This is a genomic window from Ruthenibacterium lactatiformans (genome assembly GCF_000949455.1).
Taxonomy (GTDB): domain Bacteria; phylum Bacillota; class Clostridia; order Oscillospirales; family Ruminococcaceae; genus Ruthenibacterium; species Ruthenibacterium lactatiformans.
The window spans coordinates 15,755-42,205 of sequence record NZ_JXXK01000032.1 but is presented as its reverse complement, the minus strand read 5'-3'; the positions used below and the strand labels follow the sequence as shown (position 1 = coordinate 42,205).

Here is a 26,451-nt window from a genome sequence, read left to right as displayed (position 1 = left end):
AATCGGCTCCGCTTGTCTGGCGCACTGCGCGGTCCGCTGGCTGGAAGACCATCAATAAATAAAGCGAAGGATAAGACGCTACAAATTCGTAACGCGAATGTATGGATATTGGGAGTCGATTTGAGGCGGAATCCTGCGAATTGTATTAACGGTTAGACTTTTCTTTTAGCCTGTTGCTGTTGTTAGAGTAGCTGACCTTTAATCAGCGGGCCCCGGGGATTGAGTCCTTGGACGCATATTGCCGAAGCCATCCCTTAGGGATGGCTTTTTTCTTGCGGCAGATTTTGCATGAACGCAACGAGTTCCTGAGCCATAAACTTATGGCGGTGGATGAACGGATGTAGGCATGCACCGGCGTCGGGGCCGATATTCATCATTATTTTTTCTTGACAGGCTGTCATATAGAATTGTTGAGAAACCCGCCGTATGACTTACGATTAAAAAATAGAAATGCGGCAAAAGACAAAGAATTACTGTCGCAGGCGATGGGGGCCGCATAATCTGAGCGAGGAAAAGCAGATGGATAAAAAAATAGCATATGAAAAAATATTTATCGTCCGCGTGCAAAAACAGGACAGATATTGTAAAATATAAAGGTAAAGAATTTGGTGCCTCAAAAGCAGCAGAGTTTTCGGCAGAAATGCGGCGCTGGAAATGGAAAGTTTTTGAAAATACCCCAAAAATGGGCCCTGAAGCGCGAACAGGTTTGAGGCATGGCAGTTATCGCGGAAAAACCCAACTTTTGCAGCAGGAGGATAACACATGTGTACGGCAGCGACCTATAAAACGAAGGATTTTTATTTTGGACGCACATTAGACTACGAATTTTCGTATGGGGAAGAAGTCGTAATAACGCCGCGCAACGAGCCGTTTCCTTTTCGGTATATGGCGGAGATGCCGCACCATTTTGCTGTTATCGGTATGGCTTGTGTTGCACAGGAGTATCCGCTGTATTACGACGCGGTCAACGAAAAAGGGCTGGGTATGGCAGGGCTGAACTTCGTGGGGAATGCTTGTTATGCGGCGTCTCCGGCGAAGGGAAAGGATAATATCGCTGTATTCGAGTTTATTCCTTGGGTCCTGGGACAGTGCGCCACTGTGAAGGAGGCCGGCGCGCTCCTTGCAAAAGCCAATCTTGTGGGACTTCCGTTCAATGAGCAGATGCCGGCAGCACAGCTTCATTGGCTGATCGCCGACCGGGAAGGGGCCATTACGGTCGAATCGGTTCGGGAGGGGCTCAGGATTTATGAAAATCCGGTTGGCGTCCTCACCAACAACCCTCCTTTTGAACAACAAATGTTTGGGCTCAACAATTATATGCGTCTGTCTCCGAAAACACCGGAAAATTTATTTTCTTCCGAATTGCCGTTATCCGCATACAGCCGCGGGATGGGCGGGCTCGGGCTGCCGGGCGATTTATCCTCTCAGTCCCGTTTTGTCCGGGCCGCTTTCACTAGGATGAATTCCGTTTCCGGCTGTACGGAAAAGGAGAGCGTCAGCCAGTTTTTCCACATTCTCGGCTCGGTCGAGCAGCAGCGCGGCTGCTGCGATGTGGGAGATGGAAAATATGAAATAACGCTTTATACTTCTTGCTGCAATGCAAGCAAAGGCATTTATTATTATACGACTTATGAAAACCGTCAGATCACTGCTGTGGATATGCACCATGAAGCCCTGGCCAGTACGGGGTTGGTGCGCTATCCTCTGATTCAGGAGCAGCAAGTCAAAATGCAAAATTGATTTTCTCAGGCGGATAACTCGGAAAATGTATGATGAGGCCGTTCTTGTTGTGTATGAAACAGCGATTTGCTATACTGGTTTCCGGGGTGTTTTGAGTTCGCACGATAAGAGAGGAGCGAGAATGCGCGGTGAAGAACGTCAATCTTTTGATCAAACCCGCCTCCAGCCTGTGTAATCTGAGATGCCGTTACTGTTTTTATGCGGATGTTTCGGACAACAGGGAAGTGAAGAGCATGGGCGTGATGTCCCGTGAAACCGCCGGGGCTTTAATTAAAGCAGCTTTTGCAACAGCGGATGAGCACGGAGCGGTGAGTTTTGCGTTTCAGGGCGGCGAGCCTACGGTGGCCGGGCTGGACTTTTTTCGGGATTTCGTAGCGATGGTAAGCGCGTTTCGGCCGCTGGACCGGCAGGTGAGTTATGCGCTTCAGACAAACGGCATGGCGCTGAATGAGGAATGGACGCACTTTTTAAAGGAAAACCAGTTTCTGGTGGGCCTCTCTGTGGACGGGTATCGGGAGCTGCACGACCATTACCGCGTGGACACAAAAGGGGAAGGCACATACGGGCGTGTGGCTAAGGCGCTGGCATTGCTGCAAAAATTTGAAGTGGAGACAAACCTGTTATGCGTCGTGACGGGGCAATGCGCGAAGCATCCGCAGAAAACATATGCCTCAATGAAAAAGCTGGGAGTGCGCTATCTGCAGTTTATTCCATGTCTTGATCCCTTGGAGGAACAGCGGGGCCGCGCAGTATATTCATTGACGCCAAAACTGTATGGAGATTTTTTGTGCGGGTTATTTGACCAATGGTACCGCGACTGGGCGGAAGGACACTATACCAGCGTGCGCTTGTTCGATGACTATGTTCATCTTGCAATGGGGGAGCCGGCAAGCACCTGTGCGGCTTCGGGCGGCTGTGGCAGCTATTTTGTCGTGGAAGCGGACGGAGGTGTTTATCCCTGCGATTTTTATGTGCTGGACCGATGGCGGATGGGCGACGTACATACAGACAGTCTGAAACAATTGGCGAACGATGAGACGGCTTCCGAATTTTTACGGCAGGGGCGGCTTCGCCCGTCCCGGTGTGCAAGCTGCAGATGGGTGCCGCTGTGCAATGGGGGATGCAGGCGCGACTGGACAGGCGGGGCGGACGATACGGAAAATTATTATTGCGAATCGTTTCGGCGCTTTTTTGAATATGCCGCAGATCGCATAGGTGAGATCGCCTGGCAGGAGCGCCGGAGCAGAATGCGGTAAGCGTTTCTCCCGCAAAAATGCAGAAAAATCCAGAACGGCAAAAAAACACTTGACAATTTTCCGATATTTGGGTAATATAGTAAAGCACCATTTGCTTGGAGAGTTGGCTGAGTGGTCTAAGGCGCACGACTGGAAATCGTGTGTACCCTTTAAAGGTACCTAGGGTTCAAATCCCTAACTCTCCGCCAGAAAAACGCACTGGAAGCTGAAAATGCTTCCGGTGCGTTTTGTTTTGTCTTTGGACAAAAGGCTGGGCCTTGTTTACGCATTATTCATGATTTACAGTAAAATTGGAAAACTATTCGATGTATAGTAAATCATAAAGCGCCGGTAGGGTGCGAAAAGGAAAGGATGTGCTCGCTTTGGCAAAGCGGATGTATTACGGCGGGACTGTGCTTACAATGGAGGACATTTTGTATGCGCAGGCGCTTTTGGTGGAGGACGGCGTGATCCGCGCCGTGGGAAGCGAGGCAGAGGTGCGCGCGGCGGCGGGACGGGATTGTGAGATGGTCGATTTGAAAGGCCATACGCTGATGCCGGCGTTCATTGACGCGCACAGCCATTTTTCCGGCTGTGCCAACGCACTTTTGCAGGTGCCCCTGGGCGAGGCCGTCAGCTTTGACGAGATCGAAGAACGTATCGCGGCGTTTATCCGCGATAACCATATTTCAAAGGGGCAATGGGTCGCCGCTCAGGGTTTCGACCATAACGTTCTTCGGGAAAAACGTCCGCCGCGCAGAGAAGTGCTGGACCGTGCCGCTCCCGACAATCCGGTGATTATGGCTCACCAGTCCGGCCATACGGGTGTTTTGAACACGCTTGCGCTGGAACGGCTGGGAATCACGCCGGATACACCTGTGCCGGAGGGCGGCGTGATGGAGGTCGCGGACGGAAAGGTGACGGGCTACATGGAAGAGACCGCTTTTCTGAATTGCCAGAGCCGCGTTCCAATGCCGGCGCCGGAGGACCTGATGGGCGCATATCTGCGCGCGCAGGACGGCTATGCGCGGCGTGGCGTCACCACGGTGCAGGAAGGGATGATGATACCGGCGATGGAACCGCTGTACAGGCAGCTGTGCGCGGCGGGCCTGCTGAAGCTGGACGTGGTGGGATATCTGGATATCACACAGGCGGACGGCATGCGAACGGCGCTGTCCGAACACATCGGACAGTACAGCGGCCGTTTTAAGGTGGGAGGCTACAAAACTTTTTTGGACGGCTCACCTCAGGCACGCACCGCGTGGCTGCGGGAGCCGTACTGCGGTGCAGAGGAAAATTATCGCGGTTATCCGCGTATGAGCAACGAAGAACTGGCCGGGTATGTGGACCGAGCGCTGGACGAAAATATGCAGTTGCTGGTGCATTGCAACGGAGACGCCGCCTGCGAACAGTATCTGCGCGTGTATGGGGAACGCCTCAGGGCTCGCGCTGCGTCCGGTAAGCCTTGCCGGGCAATACGTCCCGTTATCATCCATGCGCAGATGCTTGCGCCGGACCAACTGTCCCGGGCGGCACAGAACGGGATGATACCGTCTTTTTTTGTGGCTCATGTATACCATTGGGGCGACGTGCATCTCGAGAATCTCGGACCGGAACGCGCGGCGCGCATCAGCCCCGCGGCCTCTGCGGGCGCACAGGGCCTCCGTTATACGTTCCATCAGGATGCACCCGTTATCCAGCCGGACATGCTGGAGACTGTATGGTGCGCAGTGAACCGCGTTACAAAGCAGGGGACGGTGCTGGGGCCGCAGGAGCGCGTTCCGGTCCTGGATGCTCTGCGCGCCGTGACCATCAATGCGGCATACCAGTATTTTGAGGAAGGAAGCAAAGGAAGCCTGCGTCCGGGAAAACGTGCGGATTTGGTGATTCTGGAGGAGGACCCATTGAAGGCGCTTCCCATGCATCTTCGTGATATCCGTATTCTGGAGACGGTCAAGGACGGAAAGACGATCTACCGTACAGACATCTGAATGCAGCACAAGCGGCCCGCAATATGCGGGCCGCTTTCCAATGGGCAAAACATAGCGAACGCGCCTGTCCCGCGGCATGCCGCCGTGTCCCCTGCCATACAATGTAGTATCGCATACAAGGAGGGCATACAGATGTTTGGTATCATATTCAGCTTTGTCGCAAGCCAGATTTTATATTTCGCACTGCACCTGGAAAGCAGCAGTTTCCCGAAGCCTCTTTCCGCGCGGGACGAGATCGCAGCATTCGAGGCGATGAAGAACGGCGACATGGCGGCGCGGGATAAGCTCATCCGGCACAATCTGCGCCTCGTGGCGCACATCGTAAAAAAATACTACGCTTCTTCCACAGACCAGGAGGACCTGATCAGCATCGGAACCATCGGCCTTATCAAGGCGGTGAACAGCTTTGACAATACCAAAGGCGCACGATTTGCCACATATGCAGCGCGCTGCATTGAAAATGCTATACTATCGCAGCGGAACAATCGGCGGTTGAGGTGGAAAACCATGAACCTTTTGGGGCAAAATGGTCTATGTTCTGCCGCCTGAAAGTCCGCAGCTATGTATTGGCTGCGAATGTTGCAGGTACGTTAAAAGTTGCGCCGCTTCAAATTCTCAAGTTTCCGGTCGTCCTTCCACATAAGTTTTTGGATGCCGAGAAGTTCAATCTGCGGTTTTCGGACGCATCCGAGATCACGGAAATTGCGGACAAGCTGCGGTGGTATCGCTATCAGAAGGGGCTTCGCCAACGCGATGTTGCAGACTATATCGGTATCGACCGCAGTACCTACATCCATTACGAAGAGCCAGGGCGGGACTTTTATCCGAAGGAGCATATGGAGAAGCTGGCGGAGCTGTTTGAAGTGCCGCTGAAGGATTTGCTGGATGACTATAACCTGTTTCTGCTGCGGGGACAGGGGGAGCAAATCAAAGCCATACGTCAGCGGCTCGGCTTGACGCAGAAGGCATATGCAGCGCAGCTTGGCGTCCCGCTGCAAAAGTTCAAGCGATGGGAACAGGGAAGCGTGCAGATTATCAAATCTACATGGGAGAAGTATTTCAAACAGACATAACCATAGCAGACGAGCAGACCGGCTATTGAGGCTGGTCTGCTCGTTTGCTATGTATTATTGCTGCGCTTTCAGATGCTTCACGGCGGCGTCTACCAGCTCCAGCTTCTGCTCCGTGGAGCAGGGCAGCTTCTGGATGGATTTCAGCGCCTGCTCGGACTGGAACTTCGCCAGCTCCTGCCAAAGCTCCTGCCGAGCCTGCTTTGATTTCGGGAAGATCAGAAATACTTCCATGGCTGCCCTCCTTTCCAGAGCGTTTTCTTCTTCAATCTATGCGTGTGTTCCGGTGCTTATGTAGACAAATAGAACTCGATTTCACGGCTGCGAGGGAAATCGTATTGCCGCGTGGCTTTGGCGGTGCGGGAATGCTTGCAATTCAAGGGCTTTTCGACCCTGAATTGTCTACACCGGACCGCCGTTTGCGGTCGGATTTCGCCTTCTGCTGGCGATGAACCTCCTTGGCGCAGGCGGGGCAGTATTTTGCCCTGCCGGAGCGGGCGAGGATGCCCGTGCCGCAGACTTTGCAGCGGCGGAGTTTTTTCGGGCTGAGAATGGCCTGTTCCAGCTTTGGCTGCTGGGGCAGTACGGCGCGGCGAAACCAGCGGCAAAGCAGGCTGCGGGAGATGTACTGCGGGCAAACACCGTCCAGCAGCAGGCAGTCGCCATCCAAGAAGTTGCAGCAGCGCTTTGTAAGGCCGCGCACGCTGCGTAGCTGTCCCGGCGTCAGACGAAAGAGCGAGCCGTCTGGCAGGCGCTCGATGGGGTCAAGCTTGTGCATCTTCACCCTCCTTTGCGATGAGCTTTGCGTCCGCTGGGTAGTTCAGCGTGATGAGGGCGGGCTTGCCCAAGCCCTGTTTGCGGCGGATAATCAGGCCACTGTACTCCAACTCGCGGAAGATTCGCGTGGCGCTCTGGCGGCTGCGGTGGAGTTTGGTTTGCGCCTGTTCCAAGGTGAAGTACAGCCGGATCGTGCCGTCCGGCTCGACGTAGCCGTTCTGACGTGAGATGCTGGCTCTGTCCAGCAGCAGCGCGTAGAGCACTTTGGCGTCGTTGCTGATGTCCCGCAGGGCTTCGTCTTGGAGAAGGAACCTTGGAAGCGGTACATAGGACGCCGCCGGGCTCTGCGCCGTGAGCTTGCAAAAAGTTTTCATCTGACCTCCTGTCCCATCCATCAATCCATCCATTTTTGTGTTGATTGATAGATTGATTCTCTTGTATCTTGATTTATTTCTTATTGGTTAGAGGATGAATTTCAGCCCCGATGGAGGGCACAAAAACCGTCGTCCTGAAATCCGGCTGCGGTACACTCCGGAGCGTCAGCTTGTCCACCGTCCGGAAAACCGGTGACGGAAAACCCACACATGGAAAATCCCGTTGTGGTCAAAGCTCGTCCTTTTGCCGCGCTTTCAGCAGCTCCCAGATCTCGGCCTGCCGCGCTTTCAGCTCGACAACGTCATCTTCATAAACGTGCCCGGTACTGTTGATGCGGCGGCAGATCTGGTTGATGTTCGAGGCGGCACGGCTGACGGCAGCGGCCAGCTTCTTCTGCTCGGTGTAGTCCACCTTGATGATGTAGCCGTCGATCAGCATCTTGCGGGCGTAAGCGCCGAAGTTGTGTGTCCCCAACTGGCGCATTTTGTGCTGGATGAGATTCAGTTCCTGCTCGTTCAGGCAGATTTCCTTGCGGATGGGTCGTGTGCGATCCGGCATGAGGCTCACCCCTTCAGGTGCAGCCCGAAGGCACCGTTTTCTTCCAGAATTTCCAGATAGCCGTTGCCGGTGAGTTCAGCAAAAACCGGAGCGACTTTTTCAGGCGGGAGGCTCAGAACATTTACAAGTTCCTGCGCACTCAGACCGCCGTCTTTGAAGGTATACAAGAGCGCGCCGGTGAGCTTGGCTTCTGCGGAGAGGTTCGTATCCAGCAGGAGGCGGGTGGGTACAGCGGTCATGTGGGGGTGGTTGTGGTAAGTGATCATAATGTTTCTCCTTTCAATTTTGAAAAACTTTGTTTGAAGGGCGGCTTGGAAGCGAAGCTGTTTGCCTTTCACTTTACAACGGACAATTTTCAAAAGAAAAACAGGGGTCGAGAGAAAATTGTTTTCCCCTTCTATATAACCAACGGACAGAATGAATCGGAGTGTCACGATTTTGTCTCACAGACGTTTTCCTCTCTACTTTACAACGGACATTTTTCCTCAAAAACTTGGCACCCTTTTTCAAAAAACTTTTCTTGCCCCTGATCCGCCCTCTACTTAGCTAAGTGAATCAGAGACCGGTTTTGTCCCAGATTTCTCAAAAAAGTTTCGAGGACGGTGAAATAAATTCTGTGCGCTGCTCCAAATTGCCCTTTCTACTTTCCAACGGACAAAATGATGCGGAGAGTCACGGTTTTGTCATAACAAGGGCAAAAAAGAAGCGCCTGCCACTACGACAAGCGCTTTGATTTTGCATCAATTATTCGAGCAAATCCTCTATATCTCTTTGATCGTATTCAGTTTTCTGCATCAGCCGACAGACACCATCTGCCACGTCCCGCTGCTGCAAGAGCTGGGCGAACGACCGATAGAGTGCGGTTTGCCGCCGCTCGATCGCACCTCGATTCTGCTGCATGGCATTCGCCGCTTTGCGGATGGACAGCCCCTCGGAAAAGCGTTTCCGGAAGAGATCGGCGTAGTCGTTGAGCACCGTTTTGAACGACTGCTGGGCAAACGCGAGATCCTCACACATGGCCTGATATGCCTCGCGGTTGGATATGCCGATGTACTGTTTCCGCTCCCGGATGAGTTTGTATCGCCGCAAATCCATCCGGTAGTTTTCACAGATATCCTTGGCGTATTCGTAGTAGGTTCTGCTGCAACGGATGGCGCGCTCCACGTACTCGTCATCAACATAAGTGAATGGCTTGCTTTTGGGCTCCGGAAAGCCGTCCTCATACACTTCGCGGACGGTGCCTTCGTCGATCTCGCGCCGGGTCTGGCGGACGTATTTATCCCGCAGCACACCATCGACTTCGACCTGCTCGCAGAAGGAGGTGTACCGGATGAGGTAGTAATGCTCGTTGTCTTCTTTGGAAAAACTGGCATCCTTGCAGACCACGATGGACTCGCCGGTGTCGATGTCCTTGAGCACCCGGACAACGAAGATGGGCTTTCCGTCGTACCGCTCGTAAAACCCGGCAAATACCCGTTTGAGCGCCATGAATAAGCCCTCCTTCTGCTGATTTTCTTACAGTATAGCACAGATTTCGGCGGAGAGAAAGAGCGGCGTTGGGACAGAGAAAACTGGGATTTGAGAGAATAGCAAGCACAGCCGCTGTCCGGACACGCGGCGATTTTGGGATAATCCCAAGCCCTTATGATATTGACGCCGAGCGGAAAACGTAAAGCAAAACTGCTGCCAAAATATACGAACGATCTATGCGTGAGAGTCTTTCGTGCAAGCTGTTTTTGGAATTAGAGAGTTTCGCAACATGATGCGAAGCTCTCTTGCCTTGTGATCGGGAAAGATGTATAATTAGAACGATATTTGTAGCCGGAGGTCGAACGGAAATGGCTATTTCGTATAACAAGCTTTGGAAGCTGCTCGTCGATAAGAAGATGAGCAAAGCTGATCTGCGCAAAGCGGCAGGCATCGCGCCGAACACCATGACCCGGCTGCGGCGGGATGAGGAAGTCACGCTGTCCGTGCTCAATCGGATCTGCGTTGCGTTAGATGTCAATATCGGAGATGTGATGGAGTTTACCAATGACGAAAGGGATGGAGAATACGATGGCTGACACAAAACTTTTTAACATAAAGGGCGCAGTAAAAGAATATCAAAGTGGCACTGTCACACTTGAGAAAGAACTTCAGACAGTGATTGAAAATAATATGAATATCTTCTTCGGGGTAACATTTCTTGCCTCTGAGTATCGCACAACGGATGGTGGACGCATGGACAGCATTGGCATTGACGAAAACCATTGCCCTGTCATCTTTGAATACAAGCGGTCTGTGAAGGAGAATGTGATTAACCAAGGTCTATTTTATTTGAACTGGCTTTTGGATCATAAAGACAGTTTCAAAGTGCTTGTAATTGAAAAGCTGGGTTTGAAAGCGGCAAATAACATTGATTGGAGCATGCCGCGAGTTGTATGTGTCGCGGGTGACTTCACAAAATATGATGAGTCTGCAATCAAACAGATGAACCGCAATATTAGCTTGATCCGATATAAGAAATTCGGAGAGGACCTGCTTATGTTCGAGCAAGTCAATGAGAATGTTGTCTCCGCTATTCCTGATAATGAACCCGTCAGCAAAACAAAAGCTACTGATAAAACGTTCGATGAGCAGATCAGAAATGCTGACGAGAACATTAGAGTGTTGTACGAAAACCTTTCCAACTATATTCTTAGCCTTGGTGATGATATTAGCGAAAGTCATCTGAAACTATATGCGGCATTTAAGAAAATCAGAAATGTGGTCACGGTAGTCGCCCAAAAGAAAAAGCTAATTCTGAATTTGCCGCTTGATGTGTCTACTGTATCATTTGAAGAAGGCTTTTCAAGAGATGTTACAAACATCGGTCACTGGGGCTGCGGTGCGGTTGAGCTCTATTTGCAAAGTGGTGCGGATTTCGAGAAGGCAAAGCTTCTAATCGACCGAGCATTTGATGAAAACTAAATTTGAGAATTCCTAACGATCGAAGAAATTGAGGATTTTACTATGTTACACCCCGGTCTTTATGAACAAGTCATCAACAATGCCCTGACGGGCGAGCTTGCGGAGATTCCGGAGGCCCGCAAGTCTGTTGCGCCTATTGACAAAGCAGAAGCTTCTAAAGTGCTGGCGCAGTATCTGGCGGATGTGGTTCAAAAGGGCTTGGATAACGTGCTGGACAACGGCGGGGATATTTCTGCCCAGATCGGGCTGACCAACCAGATCGTTGACCTCATTCAAAGTACAACGAAAGAAGCTGACTTTGCCGCGCTGGGCGTTGACCAGCGGGCAGAGCAGCTTCTTTCGCTTTTACGGGAGACCGACCCGCGGCTGGCGGTGGGGAAAACTGCGGCGGACATAGAGCGCCCGGAAACCTCCATCGCACAAAGCTCACTTTTCACTGGGGCTGTGCATGAGCCGCAGATGTTCACAGAGCTCAAAAAGGAGATCGTCTCTGCTGACAGAATTGACATGCTGGTGTCCTTCATCAAATGGAGCGGTCTGCGGCTCATCATGGACGAGCTGCGGGAGTTTACGCATAGCGGCGGCGAGCTCCGCATCATCACCACCTCCTATATGGGCGCTACCGATGTAAAAGCCATTGAGGAGCTTCGAAAACTGCCCAATACACACATCAAGGTCAGCTACAACACCAAGACGACCCGGCTCCACGCCAAGGCATATATCTTTTACCGCGAAACCGGCTTCACGACGGCTTATGTGGGCTCGTCCAACCTGTCCAATGCGGCACTGACCAGCGGTCTTGAATGGAACACCAAGGTAACGAAACGCGACTTGCCCGAAACCATCGACAAGATCGCCGCTACCTTTGAGTATTACTGGAATGACCGCGAATTTGAATACTACGCGGAGGATCAGCGAGAGCGCTTGGCACGGGCACTGAAGGCGGAAAAATATTTCGACACCAACAACGCCGATGTCTACACCATGGACATCAACCCCTATTCCTACCAGCAGGAGATTTTGGACAAACTGGAGGCAGAGCGCACTGTTCGTGGCTATACGCGCAATCTGGTGGTGGCGGCCACCGGTACCGGCAAGACGGTCATCTCTGCGCTGGATTACAAGCGCTTCCGCAAGCAGAATCCGGATCGACCCTGCCGCCTGCTCTTTGTGGCGCACCGGGAGGAAATCCTCAAGCAGAGCTTGTACACCTTCCGCGCCGTGCTCAAGGACGCAAACTTTGGTGAGCTATTTGTAGGCAACTATAAGCCGGAGAGCATCGACAACCTGTTTCTGTCCATCCAGACTTTCAACTCACAGAGCTTCACGGAAAAGACGAGTCCCGATTTTTACGATTACATCATCGTGGATGCCTATGAGATAATAGGACTAAATCAGAAAAGCCTGATAAATCAAGGGCTTGACTGGCTTAGGCCTATTTTTTTGACCCAAAAAGAGGCAATGAAAATGTCAATAAGGAGGTTTTATGAGCAAAGGCGCAAAAGTGCTGCGTAATCTGGTGCTGCCGGTTGTGCTGGCTGCACTCTTGGCTTTACTGTTTCGCCCAGTCTATATGAGTGACGGGCAATGCGATTTCTTTCTGATGTGGATTTTGATTGGTTGTCCTTTCGGTATCCGCCGGATGTGCATGTGGCTGGTTCCCTTCAACTTTGGTCTTGCCGGTACGGTTGGCGTGTTTGCGTTCAATCTGATCATCGGTGGAATCATCGGAGGGTTCGTGCTGGTGTTCACAGTGTTGAAAGGAATTGTCAATCTGATTCAATGCTTTTTCTGATGTGAAAGGAGGCCGCTCATGGCTGAAATAATTGCAATCGCAAATCAAAAAGGCGGTGTGGGTAAAACCACTACTACCCTCAATCTGGCTTATAGCCTGCATCAGCTTGGAAAGAGAGTTCTCACTGTGGATTTTGACAGTCAGGCAAATCTGACCAGCTGCTATGGGATTGAAAATCCCAATGCTATTGAACCGAACATATCCCATCTGATGATGGCACGAATGGAAGAAGACGAGCTGCCAGATAAAGCGGCCTACATCAAAACGGCCAATGGTGTTGATTTCATTCCTTCCAGCATTTCTCTTTCCGTGGTGGATGCGTCCCTCCGGCTGGAGATGGGCAGTGAGATGATGCTGGCCGGAATTCTGGAAGGCCTTCGGGATGACTACGATTATATTCTGATTGATACCTGCCCTTCCCTTGGCTCTCTGACCATCAATGCGCTGGCCGCTGCGGATAAGGTGATCATCACTGTTAATCCTCAGCTTCTTGCCATGATGGGGTTGCAGGATTTCATGAAGACCGTAAGAAAAATCAAGAAGCGGATAAACACCCGCTTGGAGGTCTCCGGAATTCTCCTGACCATGTGTGATTCTCGCACGAACCTGTGCAAGGTCTTGAAGGATCAGGTCTACGATGAATACAACAAAGTGGTTCCCATCTTCAACACCACAATACCGGCAACGGTGAAAGTTGGAGAATCTATTTACTATGGCATGAGCATTCAGCAGTACAGCCCCAAAGCAACTGCTGGCATAGCTTATCGGGAATTTGCAAAGGAGCTGGTGGCCTTATGAAGAAAGATGCTCCGAGAAGAAGAATTGTCACAGATGCGGTTGACCTGTTGACCGCTGATTATGAAGAGCAGGAGCCGGTTAGCATTTCCCCCAACCGGGTTGTGAACCTGAATATGGAGCTGATTGCTCCCTATCATGAGCATTTGTTCTATCTCTATGAGGGTGAACGCTTGGATGACATGGTGGAGAGTATTCGGGAGAACGGTGTACTTACTCCGGTCATTGTCCGCAAACTAGCGGATGACAAGTATGAAATGCTGGCCGGTCATAACCGGATGGCAGCTGCTAAGCTGGCTGGACTTGACCGGATACCAGCTATCATCAAAGAAGGTCTGACAGATCAAGATGCTTTGGTTTATGTTGTCGAGACTAATTTGAAGCAGCGTTCTTTCTCTGATATGTACCCTTCGGAGCAGGCAGCTGTCCTTGCGGTTCAGTACAACCAGATTATTTCCCAAGGCAGCAGGAACGACATTCGCAGAGAACTGGAGCTTCTGGAGAATGGAGAAGCAACTTCCGGTCAAATTGAACAGAAGTTGGACAGCCGGGGCAGGCTTGCCAAGGAATACGGCCTCTCTGACAGCTCCATTGCAAGGCTAATCCGGGTAAATCAGCTGATTGAGCCATATAAGCGCATGATGGACAACAAGGAAATCACCATGCAGGTGGCAATCAACCTTTCCTACCTGAGCAGTGCCGCACAGAACTGGGTGTTTGATTCCGCCGAAAAGCTGGGATACCGTCTGAATGGTAAAACCTCAGCGGTACTTCGGAGCGAAAGAGACAGTCTGACCGAAGAGACGATCCAGCAAATGATGCTGGGGTGGCTGGAAGACAAAGCACCGGTTCCCAAGTTTCAGACCATCAAAATGGATGTCACGTTGTTCTCCAAGTATTTCAAACCGGAGGATAAAGCGGAGCATATCCAGCAGGTCATCGTGGAAGCACTGGAGCGATACTATGCAGTAGCCCAATAAACTCAATAAGTCACAAAGACACAGAGCCGTTCATTTCGTAGCAGTACGAAGTGGACGGCTTATTTTTTTGCCAATTTTCAGAAGGAGGAAACGATCATGACGTTTACAAGTGGCTCTACAAGAGCCTTCGAGAGGATGATGAAGGATGTCCCCGGCTTCGACCACTTCGAGACCAAGAAGAATACAGGGGTATGCCCGGAGTGTAAGAGCTGCCGATTCCATCGGCCACAATGGAAGCACCAGTGCTGTGTGTATTCGGTCTGCCCCTATTCAGGTAAGCAGGCTATCTCCACGCTGAGACCGGTGGGTGCAGCAATATGAACCGGCATGAGTTTTGAGGAAGGAGGATTGAGATGAATGCGGAGAACCGATTTCCGTTCCACTATGGCATGGAGGCGGAACAATATGCTTTCTATCGGATACCCAAGGCACTCTTTGAACAGCCGGAATTCAAGGATGTCTCGACCGATGCCAAGTTGCTCTATGGCATGATGTTGGATCGTATGGCGCTGTCCTGCAAGAATGGCTGGATAGACGAGCAAGGCCGGGTTTTCATTTACTTTACTGTGGCGAGCATGTGTGAATGCTTCCAATGCAGTGCAGATAAGTGTACCAAGATGCTCTCGGAATTGGATACCAATAAAGGAATTGGACTGATTCATCGTGTACGTCAGGGCTTTGGAAAACCCGATATGATCTATGTCAAACACTTCCTGTCGAGCGGCGGATACCAGACTCCGCTAAGCAGCGGACTCTTGACACCGGAAAAAACGGTTTCTGGAGGCCGCAAAAAACGGGATCCAGAGACCGGTTTTTCCGGCACTAATAATACTGAGATAAACAATACTGAGATAAATAAGACTGAGAAGAGAGAGCAGCGCCACCAATATGGCCGGTATCATAATGTCCTTTTGTCGGATACGGATATGGAAAAGCTAAAGGTGGAGTTCCCTGCTGATTATCAGGAACGTATTGAACGTGTCTCAGAATACATGGCTTCCACAGGTAAGAGCTACAAGGACTATCTGGCTACCATACGCCGCTGGGCGAGACAGGATCAGAAAAAGAAGCAGCCAGTGAAGGGAGGTATTGATTACAGCTATGAGGAAGGTGATTGTGTATGAGAAGCGAGGTTGAGCGCCTGATCGCTCAGAATGAAAATATCCCGGCAGAACCGGGAGATTACCAAAATCCAGAGGATGGACTTCTCTATTGTGGAAAGTGCCATACGAAAAAGCAGGTTCGGGTTGAGCTGTTTGGGAAAAGCCATACGGTTCATTGCATGTGCGCCTGTGAAGCAGAGCAACACCGGCTGGAAGAGGAAGAGCGCAAACGCTTGGAGCGTATCCAACAAATTCAGAGGATGAAAGCGGCTGGATTACAGGATCCGGCGCTCAGGTCATATACCTTTGCCAACGACAAAGGAGACAATCCCGCTATGGAGAAGGCACGGGCGTATGTAGAGCATTGGCCGGAGTTTTATGCGCAGAATATTGGTCTACTTCTCTTCGGTAAGGTGGGAACCGGCAAGTCTTTCTTTGCCGGGTGCATTGCAAATGCTCTGCTGGATCAAGGGATCCCAGTGCTGATGACCAATTTCTCTAAGATTTTGAATAGCCTTTCCGGAATGTTCAATGAAGACAGGAACAAGTATATCGACAGCTTTAACCAGTATTCGCTGCTGATCATAGATGACCTTGGAATTGAACGCAACACGGAGTATGCCTTGGAACAGGTCTTCAATGTGATTGACAGCCGATACCGCAGCGGGAAGCCCATGATTATTACAACCAATCTTGGCCTCCAGCAGATGAAGCATCCGGATCCGTCGGATGTGGCTCATGCCCGTATCTATGACCGGATACTGGAACGCTGCCAGCCGATTGCCTTTACTGGAAAAAACTATAGAACCGAAATCGCACAGACCAACCGGGAGCTTCTGGTTGGCCTTTTTGCTGACAGCATGGGAGGTGAAAAATAGTATGAAACTTTGGCTATGGCAGCGGGTGTATCCGCCTTGGCAGAAAAATCCGTCAGAAACCGGTATGTCCCGGCTATGGCGGATTTTTTTATTCAAAGCATTTCTGCAAATCTGAACGGAAGGAGGGAAACGGATGCAGGATGAAATCAATGAAAGAATGGTGCAGCAAGGAACGCAGGTGGGCATGAAGGTGATTGCTCTCTCTGTCCGTGCAGGCAAGATGACCGGGGAAGCACTCAAAAAGGCAATGCTGGAGTTCCTGAATGGCAATAAGACCGTTCAAGGGGAACAGACCATTGCCCAGCTGATGAAGCAGAATACCGGTTTGACCAATATCGAAGTGACGGATGGCAACATCAAGTCCTTTGAGAGAACGGCCAAAAAGTACGGGATCGACTTTGCGCTGAAAAAGGATGCTACTCAGTCTCCGCCTAAGTACCTTGTGTTTTTCAAGGCAAGGGATGTGGACGTAATGACAGCTGCATTCAAGGAGTACAGCGCCAAGGAGATGGTCAAAAGCAAGAAGCCTTCCATCCGAAAGACGCTTGCCAAGGCTCTGGCGAAAGTCCGTGGTCAGAAGCAGCGTGAGCGGGCAAAAACAAAAGATCGGGGGCAGGAACTGTGAAACTGGATGTAAAAAAGCTCCTAATCTTGAATTTGCCCTATGTGGTGGTCTGGTATGTGATAGATAAGATCGCATGGCTTTACCGGATGGTGGATGCTACGGAGATCGGCATGAAGCTCTATGGCGTGATGCTGCATTTTAGTCACGCCTTCTCCAATATACTTCCCAGCTTTCATCCGGTGGATCTGCTGATCGGCTTTACCGGTGCGGCTCTATTCCGGGCAGTGGTTTACTTTAAGGGAAAAAACAAGAAAAAGTACCGGCAAGGTATGGAGTACGGTTCCGCCCGTTGGGGTACGGCAGAAGACATCAAGCCCTATATCGATCCTGTCCCAGAGAACAACATTATCCTGACAGCTACAGAAAAGCTCACCATGAACAGCCGCCCAAAGGCTCCCAAGTATGCACGGAACAAAAACGTCCTCGTCATCGGTGGTTCAGGTTCCGGCAAAACTCGCTTTTTCGTTAAGCCCAATCTCATGCAAATGCACAGCTCCTACGTGGTTACTGATCCGAAAGGCACTGTCCTTGTTGAGGTCGGCCACATGCTGAGAAGAGGCGGCTACAAAATCAAAGTCCTGAATACCATCAACTTCAAAAAGTCGATGCACTACAATCCGCTCATGTATATCCGCTCAGAGAAGGATATTCTGAAACTGGTGAATACCATCATCACCAATACCAAGGGTGAGGGGGATAAATCCGGAGAAGATTTCTGGGTGAAGGCGGAGAAATTGCTGTATCAGGCGTACATCGGGTATATCTGGTATGAAGCACCGGATGAAGAAAAGAATTTCACCACGCTGCTGGAGATGATCAACGCTTCCGAAGCACGGGAAGATGACGAAAACTTCAAAAATGCGGTAGACCTGATGTTTGAAGAGCTGGAACAGAGGGATCCGGAACACTTTGCCGTGAAGCAATACCGCAAGTACAAATTGGCGGCGGGCAAAACAGCAAAATCGATCTTGATTAGCTGTGGTGCAAGACTTGCTCCCTTTGACATTGCGGAGCTTCGTGAGATCATGAGCTACGATGAACTGGAGCTGGATTTAATCGGTGACAGGAAGACGGCCTTGTTCGTTATCATTTCTGATACAGACAGCACCTTCAATTTCATCGTCAGTATCATGTACACGCAGCTGTTCAACCTGCTGTGTGACCGGGCAGATGATGTCTATGGAGGCCGCCTGCCGGTACATGTGCGGTGCCTCTTAGACGAGTTTGCAAACATCGGCCAGATCCCGCAGTTTGAAAAGCTGATTGCCACAATCCGAAGCCGTGAAATATCGGCCTCTATTATCTTGCAGTCACAGAGCCAGTTGAAGGCCATCTACAAAGATAACTGCGACACCATTGTGGGAAACTGTGATACCACACTGTTTTTGGGTGGCAAAGAAAGCTCCACCCTGAAAGAAATATCAGAGATCCTTGGGAAAGAGACCATCGATCTGTACAACACTTCTGACACAAGAGGCCAGAGCCGTTCCTACGGCATAAATTATCAAAAAACTGGAAAAGACCTTATGTCAAAAGATGAACTTGCAGTCATGGATGGTTCCAAGTGTATCTTGCAGCTGAGAGGCGTGAGGCCATTCCTCAGCAGCAAGTTTGACATTACCGCTCATAAGCGGTACAAGGAGCTTTCTGATAGTAACCCTAAGCTGGCGTTTGATATTGAAAAGTATCTGAGCCACAAGTTGGTTCTCCGCAAGGATGAACCGGTGGAGGTGCATGAAATTGTGCTTCCCGAAGAAGAAACCGCATAACTTGCCTGACTCAGTTGAGGGGAATGTTCTGACGATACGGAACATTCCCCTCTTTTTTTGTTTCAGGCCAACACAACAAGGAGGATATGAATTATGGCATTTTTTCAAAGCGCAGTCGGTGTTTTGCAGACCTTGGTAATCGCCCTTGGCGCAGGTCTCGGTATCTGGGGGGTGGTCAACCTCATGGAAGGATATGGCAATGACAATCCCGGAGCCAAAAGTCAGGGTATGAAGCAGCTGATGGCCGGTGGTGGCGTGGCGCTGATCGGCACCACACTGGTGCCGATGCTGACCAGCCTGTTTGGCTAATTACTCACTCGTGAGTTGGGGCGGACTTCTGGTCAAATTGACCGGAAGTTGCGCCCTTCTCTGATACAACCAATCAACCAACACATTAAGGAGGATATGAATTATGGCATTTTTTCAGAGCGCAGTCGGTGTTTTGCAGACCTTGGTAATCGCCCTTGGGGCAGGTCTCGGTATCTGGGGAGTGGTCAATCTGATGGAAGGATATGGCAATGACAATCCCGGAGCCAAAAGTCAGGCTATGAAACAGTTGATGGCCGGTGGTGGCGTAGCGCTGATCGGAACCACGCTGGTGCCGATGTTGACCAGTTTGTTTGGCTAAGAAAAAAGGAGGACGTAGCAGATGTTTGATCTTTTTGGACAGATAGAGGAAGCCTTAAAAGAGCTTCTGATTGCGTTCATTAAGAGTAATCTGACTACCATGTTCACCGATGTCAATGACAAGACTTCCACCATTGCCTCGCAGGTCGGACAGACACCGCAGGCATGGAACGGAAGTATCTTCTCAATGATCAGAAATTTGTCTGATTCCGTGATTATCCCCATTGCGGGGCTGATCATCACATTCGTGCTGTGTTATGAGCTGATTTCCATGATTACGGAAAAGAACAACATGCACGATATGGACACTTGGATGTTCTTCAAGTGGTTTTTCAAGGCATGGGTGGCCGTTTATTTGGTCTCCCATACCTTTGACATCACGATGGCATTCTTTGACGTGGGGCAACACCTCGTCAGTGCTGCTGCGGGGGTGATCAACGGACAGACAAATATTGATATTGCATCAACGATTGCAACAATGGAATCTTCCATGGAAGCATTGGAATTGGGAGAGTTGTTGCAGCTGGCATTGGAAACGATGCTCGTGAGTATGTGTATGAAGATTATCTCGATACTCATTACGGTGATCCTATACGGGCGTATGATTGAAATTTATCTCTACACGTCTGTGGCACCGGTTCCGTTTGCCACATTCGCAAACCGTGAATGGGGTTCCATCGGAAACAATTACGCAAGAGGCCTTTTAGCTCTGGCAATTCAGGGCTTTTTCATCATGGTCTGCGTAGGTATCTATGCCGTGCTGGTCAACAGCATGACGGTATCCAGTAACATCCACTCGGCGCTGTTCTCCATTGCGGCCTATACAGTGGTTTTGTGCTTTGCACTTTTCAAGACCGGCTCACTCAGTAAGTCGATCCTGAACGCACATTAAGGAGGCAGTCGGATGGAAGAAAAAAAGTACAACGTGATTTATGCGGATCCACCTTGGCACTATCAGGTTTATTCCAAGAAAGGGGCTGGGCGTAGTGCTGACAGTCATTACCCAACCATGAGCATTGAGGACATCCGTGCTTTGCCGGTGGAACAGCTGGCAGCGAAAGACTGCGCCCTGTTTTTGTGGGTGACGTTCCCTTGTCTTTTGGAAGGACTGTCAGTGCTGGAAGCATGGGGATTTTCCTTTAAGACGGTAGCCTTTGTGTGGATCAAGCAGAACAAGAAGAGTGATTCCCTCTTTTGGGGAATGGGCTATTGGACACGGGCAAATGCTGAGCTTTGCATCTTGGCAACCAAAGGCAGCCCTAAGCGGGTATCAGCCGGAGTGCATCAGGTGATTCTCAGCCATATTGAGGAACACAGCAAAAAGCCACAGGAAGCCCGTGACCGCATTGAGCAGCTGATGGGGGATGTTCCCCGCATTGAGCTGTTCGCCAGACAGAAGCCGGAAGGCTGGGATGTCTGGGGCAATGAAGTGGAGTGTGATGTGGCACTTCTCCAAGAAAGGGGTGATGAAAATGGCTTATGTGCAGGTTCCGAAGGATCTGACGAAAGTCAAGAACAAAGTGCTGTTTAACCTGACGAAGCGGCAGCTTATCTGCTTTGGCTGCGGTGGCGGCTTGGGCGTGCTGTTCTATCTTCTGACAAAGGACTCTCTGGGAACGACAACCGCAGCATCGATCATGGTGTTGATGGTTTTGCCGTTCTTCATGTTTGCAATTTACGAGAAGGACGGCAGACCGCTGGAGAAAATCATCATGGATGTGATCCGGTGCAAGATGATGGTTCCGGGTGTGAGGCCGTACAAGACGGAAAACTTTTACGCCAAAATCCAAGAGGAAATCTACGAACAGGAGGTATTAGGACTTGGGAAAGAAACAGAAAATGCCGGTCAAAAGTCCGGCACCCGTCACGTCCGCAAGGACAAAGGTAAGAGACGGTAAGGAATATGGCAATATCCTTTCCGGTGAACAGAAGAAAGCACTGGTGAAGGCTAAGCTGAAAGAGAAAAAGGCCAAAAAGGTGCCGAAGAGCGCCCAGCAGACCTTGCCCTATCAGGAGATGTTTAAGGACGGCATTTGCCGGGTGAATAATCACTACTATACCAAGTGCATCCAGTTCTTCGACATCAATTATCAGCTGGCACAGAATGAGGATAAGACTGCTGCCTTTGAATACTGGTGCGATTTTTACAATTACTTTGATGCCAGTATTCATTTGCAGCTCAGCTGCATTAGCCAGTACGCCAATGTAGCTGAAATGGCGGAGACCATCGACATTCCTTCTCAGAAGGACGAGTTTGACGGGATCCGGGAGGAATATGCCTCGATGCTTAAAAACCAGCTGGCGAAGGGCAATAACGGTCTCATGCGCTATAAATACGTGACCTTTGGTGTGGAGGCAGAGAGCATCCGGGTGGCAAAGCCCAAGCTGGAGCGGATTGAGGCCGACATCATCAGCAACCTGAAAAATATGGGCGTGGAAACCCATTCCCTTAGCGGGTATGAGCGTTTGAAGCTCCTGTATGAGACCTTGAACCCAGAGCTGGAGAATCCCTTCATCTTCAACTTTGATATGGTTGCCCGTACCGGCCTCTCCACAAAGGATTTTGTTGCACCGACCTCTTTTGACTTCCGTGACGGTAAGTATTTCCGCATGGGAAAGACCATCGGCGCAGTGTCCTTTCTCCAGATCCTTGCGCCGGAGCTGTCCGATAAGATGCTGGCAGACTTCCTTGACATGGATAACAGCATCATGCTGACGTTGCATGTTCAAAGCATCGATCAGGCCAAAGCCATCAAGCAGATCAAGATGAAGATTACCGACATTGACAAAATGAAGATTGAGGAACAGAAGAAGGCGGTACGCTCCGGGTATGACATGGATGTGCTGCCTTCTGACATTGTGACCTATGGCGGCGAGGCCAAGAAACTCTTGGAAGACCTCCAGTCCCGCAATGAGCGTATGTTCCTTGTCACGGTGCTGGTGATGAACACGGCAAGGAGTAAACAGAAGCTGGATAACATCATCTTTCAGACTGCCGGTGTGGCTCAGAAATATAACTGTGCTTTGAAACGTCTGGACTTCCAGCAGGAGCAGGGACTTATGAGCAGCCTCCCTATCGGTATCAACCAGATTGAGATTCAGCGAGGGCTGACTACATCGGCCACAGCCATCTTTGTTCCGTTTACCACACAGGAACTGTTTCAAGGCGGTGAGGCTCTGTACTACGGGATCAATGCGGTCAGCAGCAACATGATCATGGTAGACCGGAAAAAGCTCAAAAATCCCAACGGCCTGATCCTTGGCACACCCGGTTCCGGCAAGTCCTTCTCGGCCAAGCGTGAGATGACCAATGCGTTCCTGATTACGCAGGATGATGTCATTATCTGCGATCCGGAGGGTGAGTATTATCCCCTCGTAAAGGCGCTGCATGGACAGGTGATCAAGGTCTCCCCCAACAGCACCGATTACGTGAATCCTATGGACATCAACCTGAATTATTCGGAAGATGAAAGCCCTATCAGCCTGAAAGCGGACTTTATCCTGTCCCTGTGTGAGCTGATCGTGGGTGGAAAGAACGGTCTGGAGCCAGTGGAAAAGACCATCATTGACCGTTGCGTGAGGCTGGTGTATCGGGAATACCTGCAAAATCCCACAAAGGAGAACATGCCGATTCTGGAGGATCTGTATAACTGCATCCTCTCTCAGGAAGAGGCAGAGGCAAAGCGGATTGCTACAGCATTGGAAATTTACGTGAAGGGTTCCTTGAACGTCTTTAATCACCGCACGAATGTGGACATCACCAACCGGCTGGTTTGCTTTGACATCAAAGAGTTGGGCAAGCAGCTGAAAAAGATTGGGATGCTGGTGGTACAGGATCAAGTCTGGAACCGAGTGACGGTCAACCGTGCCGAGCATAAATCCACCCGATACTACATGGACGAGTTCCATCTGCTCCTGAAAGACGAGCAGACCGCCGCTTATAGCGTGGAGATTTGGAAGCGTTTCAGAAAATGGGGCGGTATTCCGACCGGTATTACGCAAAATGTCAAGGATCTGCTGTCTTCCCGTGAGATTGAGAACATCTTCGAGAATTCAGACTTTATCTACATGCTGAATCAGGCAGGCGGAGACCGGCAGATCCTCGCCAAGCAGCTCAACATCAGTCCTCACCAGCTGTCCTATGTGACGAACAGCAATGAAGGTGAAGGGCTGCTTTTTTATGGCAACACCATCATTCCCTTCAAGGATAAATTCCCGAAGGATACAGCGTTGTATGCCATCATGACCACGAAGCCGGATGAAATCAACAAAGAAAACGGAGGTATCTGACATGAACGTGACTAACAACAAGAACCTGACTAACACCATGCCTTCCTCCAGCGCCCCTCTGCGGGTGCTGGAAGAGGACAATCAGCTGCTGCGCCAGATGTTGGAGGCGCTGATTGACATGTACCACATGGAAAGCGCACTGAAAAAGCATCACAAGGCCTATCTCCATATCCGGGAAGAGGCCGAAGAGATGTGCGACATGTTTACCGCAGCCATCCAGATGATGGACGAGCGCAACAAGGAAATGAAGGAGGATGCAATGAAGATGGATAAGAACAAGATGGATGTAGCTCAGACGATGGAGAATCCCTGTGCCGGTTGTACGGAGTGCTGTGGTTCCTGCTTTGATGATCTCTTGAAGGAGATCCTGCCGGAACACCAGCTGGCAATGCTTCGCACTCTGGAAAAGCTGGAGAAGTCTGGCGGTGGCGTGATCTTCACCATGAATGCCTACGACAAGGCAGTGGATGACATGCTCTGCCTGTGCGAAGGTATTGACATCATGATGGAAGTTATGAAGGCAGTCTTCTCCGGAGAACCGGTCACGAAGCAGGCTGTAGAGCAGCTGATGTCCATGATCCAGTGTATGGCGGATGAAATCTGTGAGCGCTGGAGTGAAATGGAGCGCTGATTGCCTGTGGTCACTCAGATGGGAGGTGAGGACGATTGAGTGACAATTTTGAATTGCATTCCCGTGATAAAAAGGTGCAGCGGATGACTCGTGACGGTCTCGTGGAGGAAAATCTGACCAAGGGAACAGAAAGCCGAATCAGTGACCGGCTGCTGGATGCAGATTTGGAACAACACCGGGAAACCGAGTTGGACTTTTCTGCGGATCGCAGAGAGGCAGTGACTGGCGAGGGCAAAAATCCAAAGCTGTATCAAAAGCACTCAGCGGGGAAAAAGATGGAACCGGGAAAAGCTGCGGAACAGCAGAGTACCCAAGAACCGATTGCGGAGAGTACAGATGCAACACCGATCCCTTCTTCCAGAGAAATTGTTGCCGGTGAGGCTACCCGTAAGGGTGGCCTTGCCGTGGCGGCAGTAGAGAGTCAGATTGGTCGTGGTCACGTTTCGGGTACGGCCATTGAAATCCCAGTGGATTCTGTGGAAGGCACGAAGGCCGGGGAAGCGTCCAAAACTGGAAGCAATGCCAAAGAAGCCAAGACTGGTTCAGCGAAAACCATGAAGTCCAGACGGATGCAGAAGCTGGAAGAGAAATCTCAGGCGGTCAATGAAAAATTGGAGCAGGCACAGGATGCTCTGCCAAAAAGGAAGGTAGTGCGCCATCAGCGCCTGTTTGAGGAAGAGACTGGAAAGGTCAAGCATAGGCTCTCTTTCGATGATGAAGTGAAGCCGCTTGGCGGAAGCAAGCTCTCTTCCTCTGGAAAGGCAGTTGGCGGCAAGGCCGTTGCTGCTGCGGGGACAGTGATTCATGGAAAAATCCATGATGCAGAGCAGGACAATTCCGCAGTTGAAGCTGCCCATAAAGCGGAGCTTACGGCGGAAGGCACTGTCCGGACAGTCAATCACAAGCTGGAGAAGCACAAGGCCAAGCCCTATCAGAAGGTGTCCAAGCTGGAGATGAAGGCAGAGAAAGCCAATACCCGGCTCCTGTTTGAGCAGGCTGCGGAGAAACAGCCGGAGCTTCGCAAAAAGGGATGGAAGCAGCTTTATCAGAAACACAAAATCAAAAAACAGTATCAGGCTGCATACCGGTCAACCAAGAACGGTGCTGCTGTGGACGCTGCGGGTAAGGCAGTTTCTTCTGGCACAACCAAAGTCAAAGATGTTGTGATTTCTGTCATCAGGAAGAATAAGAGTGTCATCGTGGCGGTCATTGCGATCCTGCTTCTCTTAGTGCTGATGATCAGCGGCCTTGGATCTTGCACAGCTATCATCGGTGAAAGTGGCGGTGGTGTGGTTTCCTCCACGTATCTCAGCTCTGATGATGAAATCACCAGTACCGACAACCAGTACACCAGTCTGGAGAATGCGCTGCAAAATCAACTGGATAACATTGAAAGCACCTATCCGGGCTATGATGAATACCGCTATACGGTGGACGAGATCACCCATGATCCCTATGCTCTGGTTTCATATCTGACCGCAAAGTATGGGAATTTCACCTATGCGCAGGTGCAAAGTGAGTTGCAGACACTGTTTGAAAGCCAGTATACCCTGTCCGTTTCGGAGACTGTGGAAGTCCGGTATCGAACGGAGACACGGACAGGCCATCATACCGTACATGAACCAGACGGCACCACATCAACGGAAACTTACACCTATGAGGTGGAGGTTCCGTACAATTACTACATCCTGAATATCACGCTTACCAATAAGGGGCTGGATTCAGTGGTGCAGCCGCTGATGACGGAGGAACAAAAAGGATATTACCAGACCTATCAGGCAAGCCTTGGCAATCGTTCCTATCTTTTTGGTGAGAACATCGTGGCCGGTAATGTGGCTGGTGGTGGCATCAGCTATGAAATTCCTCCGGAAGCGTTGGAGGATGCTGATTTTAGAGCCATGATCACGGAGGCGGAGAAGTATTTGGGTTATCCCTACGTCTGGGGCGGTTCTTCCCCGTCTACATCTTTTGACTGCTCCGGCTTTGTCAGCTGGGTAATCAATCACTCTGTTGGCAATGTTGGCAGACAGACGGCAAATGGTCTGATGGGATGCTGCACCTACGTTTCTCCCAGTGATGCAAAACCGGGAGATCTGATCTTTTTCCAAGGCACTTATAACACTTCGGGTGCCAGCCATGTTGGCATTTATGTGGGAAACAATATGATGATTCATTGTGGAAATCCCATCCAGTATGCCAGCATTGAAACCAACTACTGGCAGCAGCACTTCCTGTGCTTTGGCCGTATAAACTGATGAAA

Annotated in this window: 29 protein-coding genes, 1 tRNA gene and 1 pseudogene; 25 read left to right on the top strand and 6 right to left on the bottom strand. The window is 50.6% G+C overall.

The window, feature by feature from the left end; translation table 11 throughout:
* Positions 1-538 precede the first annotated feature (538 nt).
* The 7 genes from TQ39_RS21295 to TQ39_RS21475 all read left to right on the top strand — a co-directional run bounded on the left by TQ39_RS21295 (position 539) and on the right by TQ39_RS21475 (position 6,039).
* The gene (locus TQ39_RS21295) at positions 539-817 is read left to right on the top strand and encodes a hypothetical protein (RefSeq protein ID WP_167541545.1); all 279 of its coding nucleotides are present in this window, start codon (positions 539-541) and stop codon (positions 815-817) included.
* Positions 763-1,740, top strand: coding sequence for a choloylglycine hydrolase (gene bsh, locus TQ39_RS16375; protein ID WP_050006336.1), 978 nt, complete (start codon positions 763-765; stop codon positions 1,738-1,740). Before TQ39_RS21295 ends, bsh begins: the two co-directional genes overlap by 55 nt.
* A gap of 128 nt (positions 1,741-1,868) precedes the next feature.
* Positions 1,869-2,996, top strand: coding sequence for an anaerobic sulfatase maturase (locus TQ39_RS16370; RefSeq protein ID WP_050006335.1), 1,128 nt, complete (start codon positions 1,869-1,871; stop codon positions 2,994-2,996).
* A 97-nt stretch (positions 2,997-3,093) separates the two neighbouring features.
* A tRNA-Ser gene (locus TQ39_RS16365) sits at positions 3,094-3,184 on the top strand.
* Positions 3,185-3,349: 165 nt separating this feature from the next.
* Positions 3,350-4,966 carry an amidohydrolase gene (locus TQ39_RS16360; protein WP_338092840.1) on the top strand — a complete coding sequence of 539 codons (1,617 nt, stop codon included), beginning with the start codon at positions 3,350-3,352 and terminating at the stop codon, positions 4,964-4,966.
* A gap of 132 nt (positions 4,967-5,098) precedes the next feature.
* The gene (locus tag TQ39_RS16355; protein WP_050006333.1) at positions 5,099-5,515 is read left to right on the top strand and encodes a sigma-70 family RNA polymerase sigma factor; all 417 of its coding nucleotides are present in this window, start codon (positions 5,099-5,101) and stop codon (positions 5,513-5,515) included.
* On the top strand, positions 5,464-6,039 hold the full coding sequence (locus tag TQ39_RS21475; RefSeq protein ID WP_207641409.1) for a helix-turn-helix domain-containing protein: 576 nt from the start codon (positions 5,464-5,466) through the stop codon (positions 6,037-6,039). Before TQ39_RS16355 ends, TQ39_RS21475 begins: the two co-directional genes overlap by 52 nt.
* Before the next feature lie 54 nt (positions 6,040-6,093).
* Here TQ39_RS21475 and TQ39_RS21010 read toward each other — a convergent pair whose 3' ends face one another.
* The 6 genes from TQ39_RS21010 to TQ39_RS16325 all read right to left on the bottom strand — a co-directional run bounded on the left by TQ39_RS21010 (position 6,094) and on the right by TQ39_RS16325 (position 9,234).
* On the bottom strand, positions 6,094-6,270 hold the full coding sequence (locus TQ39_RS21010) for a hypothetical protein (RefSeq protein WP_156146376.1): 177 nt from the start codon (positions 6,268-6,270) through the stop codon (positions 6,094-6,096).
* 142 nt (positions 6,271-6,412) lie between these two features.
* A complete protein-coding gene (locus TQ39_RS16345; RefSeq protein ID WP_050006331.1) occupies positions 6,413-6,814 on the bottom strand; it encodes a cysteine-rich VLP protein in 402 nt (133 codons plus the stop codon).
* Entirely contained in the window at positions 6,801-7,187 is a 387-nt protein-coding gene (locus tag TQ39_RS16340; protein WP_050006330.1) for a replication initiator protein A, read from the bottom strand. Before TQ39_RS16340 ends, TQ39_RS16345 begins: the two co-directional genes overlap by 14 nt.
* A 229-nt stretch (positions 7,188-7,416) precedes the next feature.
* Complete coding sequence (locus tag TQ39_RS16335) at positions 7,417-7,746, bottom strand: plasmid mobilization protein (RefSeq protein WP_050006329.1); 330 nt, start codon at positions 7,744-7,746, stop codon at positions 7,417-7,419.
* A gap of 5 nt (positions 7,747-7,751) precedes the next feature.
* A complete protein-coding gene (locus TQ39_RS16330; protein WP_050006328.1) occupies positions 7,752-8,012 on the bottom strand; it encodes a hypothetical protein in 261 nt (86 codons plus the stop codon).
* 478 nt (positions 8,013-8,490) lie between these two features.
* Entirely contained in the window at positions 8,491-9,234 is a 744-nt protein-coding gene (locus TQ39_RS16325; protein ID WP_050006327.1) for a hypothetical protein, read from the bottom strand.
* Positions 9,235-9,584: 350 nt separating this feature from the next.
* On the opposite strand from TQ39_RS16325, the gene TQ39_RS16320 reads away from it, so the two are divergent.
* The 18 genes and pseudogenes from TQ39_RS16320 (at position 9,585) to TQ39_RS16230 (ending at position 26,446) form a co-directional block, all read left to right on the top strand.
* Positions 9,585-9,812 carry a helix-turn-helix domain-containing protein gene (locus TQ39_RS16320; protein WP_050006326.1) on the top strand — a complete coding sequence of 76 codons (228 nt, stop codon included), beginning with the start codon at positions 9,585-9,587 and terminating at the stop codon, positions 9,810-9,812.
* Positions 9,805-10,698, top strand: coding sequence for a DUF5655 domain-containing protein (locus tag TQ39_RS16315; protein WP_050006325.1), 894 nt, complete (start codon positions 9,805-9,807; stop codon positions 10,696-10,698). Before TQ39_RS16320 ends, TQ39_RS16315 begins: the two co-directional genes overlap by 8 nt.
* A 42-nt stretch (positions 10,699-10,740) precedes the next feature.
* Positions 10,741-12,075 (top strand): annotated as a pseudogene (locus TQ39_RS16310) (DEAD/DEAH box helicase family protein); the annotation flags it as partial.
* A gap of 109 nt (positions 12,076-12,184) precedes the next feature.
* Positions 12,185-12,493: a DUF6050 family protein gene (locus TQ39_RS16305; RefSeq protein WP_050006324.1), complete on the top strand. Its 309-nt coding sequence runs from the start codon at positions 12,185-12,187 to the stop codon at positions 12,491-12,493.
* A gap of 18 nt (positions 12,494-12,511) precedes the next feature.
* On the top strand, positions 12,512-13,291 hold the full coding sequence (locus TQ39_RS16300) for a ParA family protein (RefSeq protein ID WP_050006323.1): 780 nt from the start codon (positions 12,512-12,514) through the stop codon (positions 13,289-13,291).
* Positions 13,288-14,268 carry a ParB/RepB/Spo0J family partition protein gene (locus TQ39_RS16295; protein ID WP_050006322.1) on the top strand — a complete coding sequence of 327 codons (981 nt, stop codon included), beginning with the start codon at positions 13,288-13,290 and terminating at the stop codon, positions 14,266-14,268. Before TQ39_RS16300 ends, TQ39_RS16295 begins: the two co-directional genes overlap by 4 nt.
* 353 nt (positions 14,269-14,621) lie before the next feature.
* On the top strand, positions 14,622-15,392 hold the full coding sequence (locus tag TQ39_RS16285) for a replication initiator protein A (RefSeq protein WP_050006320.1): 771 nt from the start codon (positions 14,622-14,624) through the stop codon (positions 15,390-15,392).
* Complete coding sequence (locus TQ39_RS16280; RefSeq protein WP_050006319.1) at positions 15,389-16,249, top strand: ATP-binding protein; 861 nt, start codon at positions 15,389-15,391, stop codon at positions 16,247-16,249. Before TQ39_RS16285 ends, TQ39_RS16280 begins: the two co-directional genes overlap by 4 nt.
* Before the next feature lie 133 nt (positions 16,250-16,382).
* The gene (locus TQ39_RS16275) at positions 16,383-16,874 is read left to right on the top strand and encodes a PcfB family protein (protein ID WP_050006318.1); all 492 of its coding nucleotides are present in this window, start codon (positions 16,383-16,385) and stop codon (positions 16,872-16,874) included.
* Positions 16,871-18,643: a VirD4-like conjugal transfer protein, CD1115 family gene (locus TQ39_RS16270; RefSeq protein WP_050006317.1), complete on the top strand. Its 1,773-nt coding sequence runs from the start codon at positions 16,871-16,873 to the stop codon at positions 18,641-18,643. The genes TQ39_RS16275 and TQ39_RS16270 overlap by 4 nt, the downstream gene beginning before the upstream one ends.
* A gap of 93 nt (positions 18,644-18,736) precedes the next feature.
* A complete protein-coding gene (locus TQ39_RS16265; protein ID WP_050006316.1) occupies positions 18,737-18,952 on the top strand; it encodes a Maff2 family mobile element protein in 216 nt (71 codons plus the stop codon).
* Positions 18,953-19,055: 103 nt separating this feature from the next.
* Positions 19,056-19,271, top strand: coding sequence for a Maff2 family mobile element protein (locus TQ39_RS16260; protein ID WP_050006315.1), 216 nt, complete (start codon positions 19,056-19,058; stop codon positions 19,269-19,271).
* A gap of 21 nt (positions 19,272-19,292) precedes the next feature.
* On the top strand, positions 19,293-20,162 hold the full coding sequence (locus tag TQ39_RS16255) for a VirB6/TrbL-like conjugal transfer protein, CD1112 family (RefSeq protein WP_050006314.1): 870 nt from the start codon (positions 19,293-19,295) through the stop codon (positions 20,160-20,162).
* A 12-nt stretch (positions 20,163-20,174) separates the two neighbouring features.
* Complete coding sequence (locus TQ39_RS16250; protein WP_050006313.1) at positions 20,175-20,801, top strand: MT-A70 family methyltransferase; 627 nt, start codon at positions 20,175-20,177, stop codon at positions 20,799-20,801.
* Positions 20,743-21,168, top strand: a complete 426-nt coding sequence (locus tag TQ39_RS16245; RefSeq protein WP_050006312.1) for a PrgI family protein — start codon at positions 20,743-20,745, stop codon at positions 21,166-21,168. The genes TQ39_RS16250 and TQ39_RS16245 overlap by 59 nt, the downstream gene beginning before the upstream one ends.
* Complete coding sequence (locus tag TQ39_RS16240; RefSeq protein ID WP_050006311.1) at positions 21,110-23,560, top strand: VirB4-like conjugal transfer ATPase, CD1110 family; 2,451 nt, start codon at positions 21,110-21,112, stop codon at positions 23,558-23,560. Before TQ39_RS16245 ends, TQ39_RS16240 begins: the two co-directional genes overlap by 59 nt.
* 1 nt (position 23,561) lies before the next feature.
* Entirely contained in the window at positions 23,562-24,191 is a 630-nt protein-coding gene (locus TQ39_RS16235; protein ID WP_050006310.1) for a hypothetical protein, read from the top strand.
* Between the two features lie 35 nt (positions 24,192-24,226).
* A complete protein-coding gene (locus tag TQ39_RS16230) occupies positions 24,227-26,446 on the top strand; it encodes a CD1108 family mobile element protein (protein WP_050006309.1) in 2,220 nt (739 codons plus the stop codon).
* The last annotated feature ends 5 nt before the right edge of the window (positions 26,447-26,451 follow it).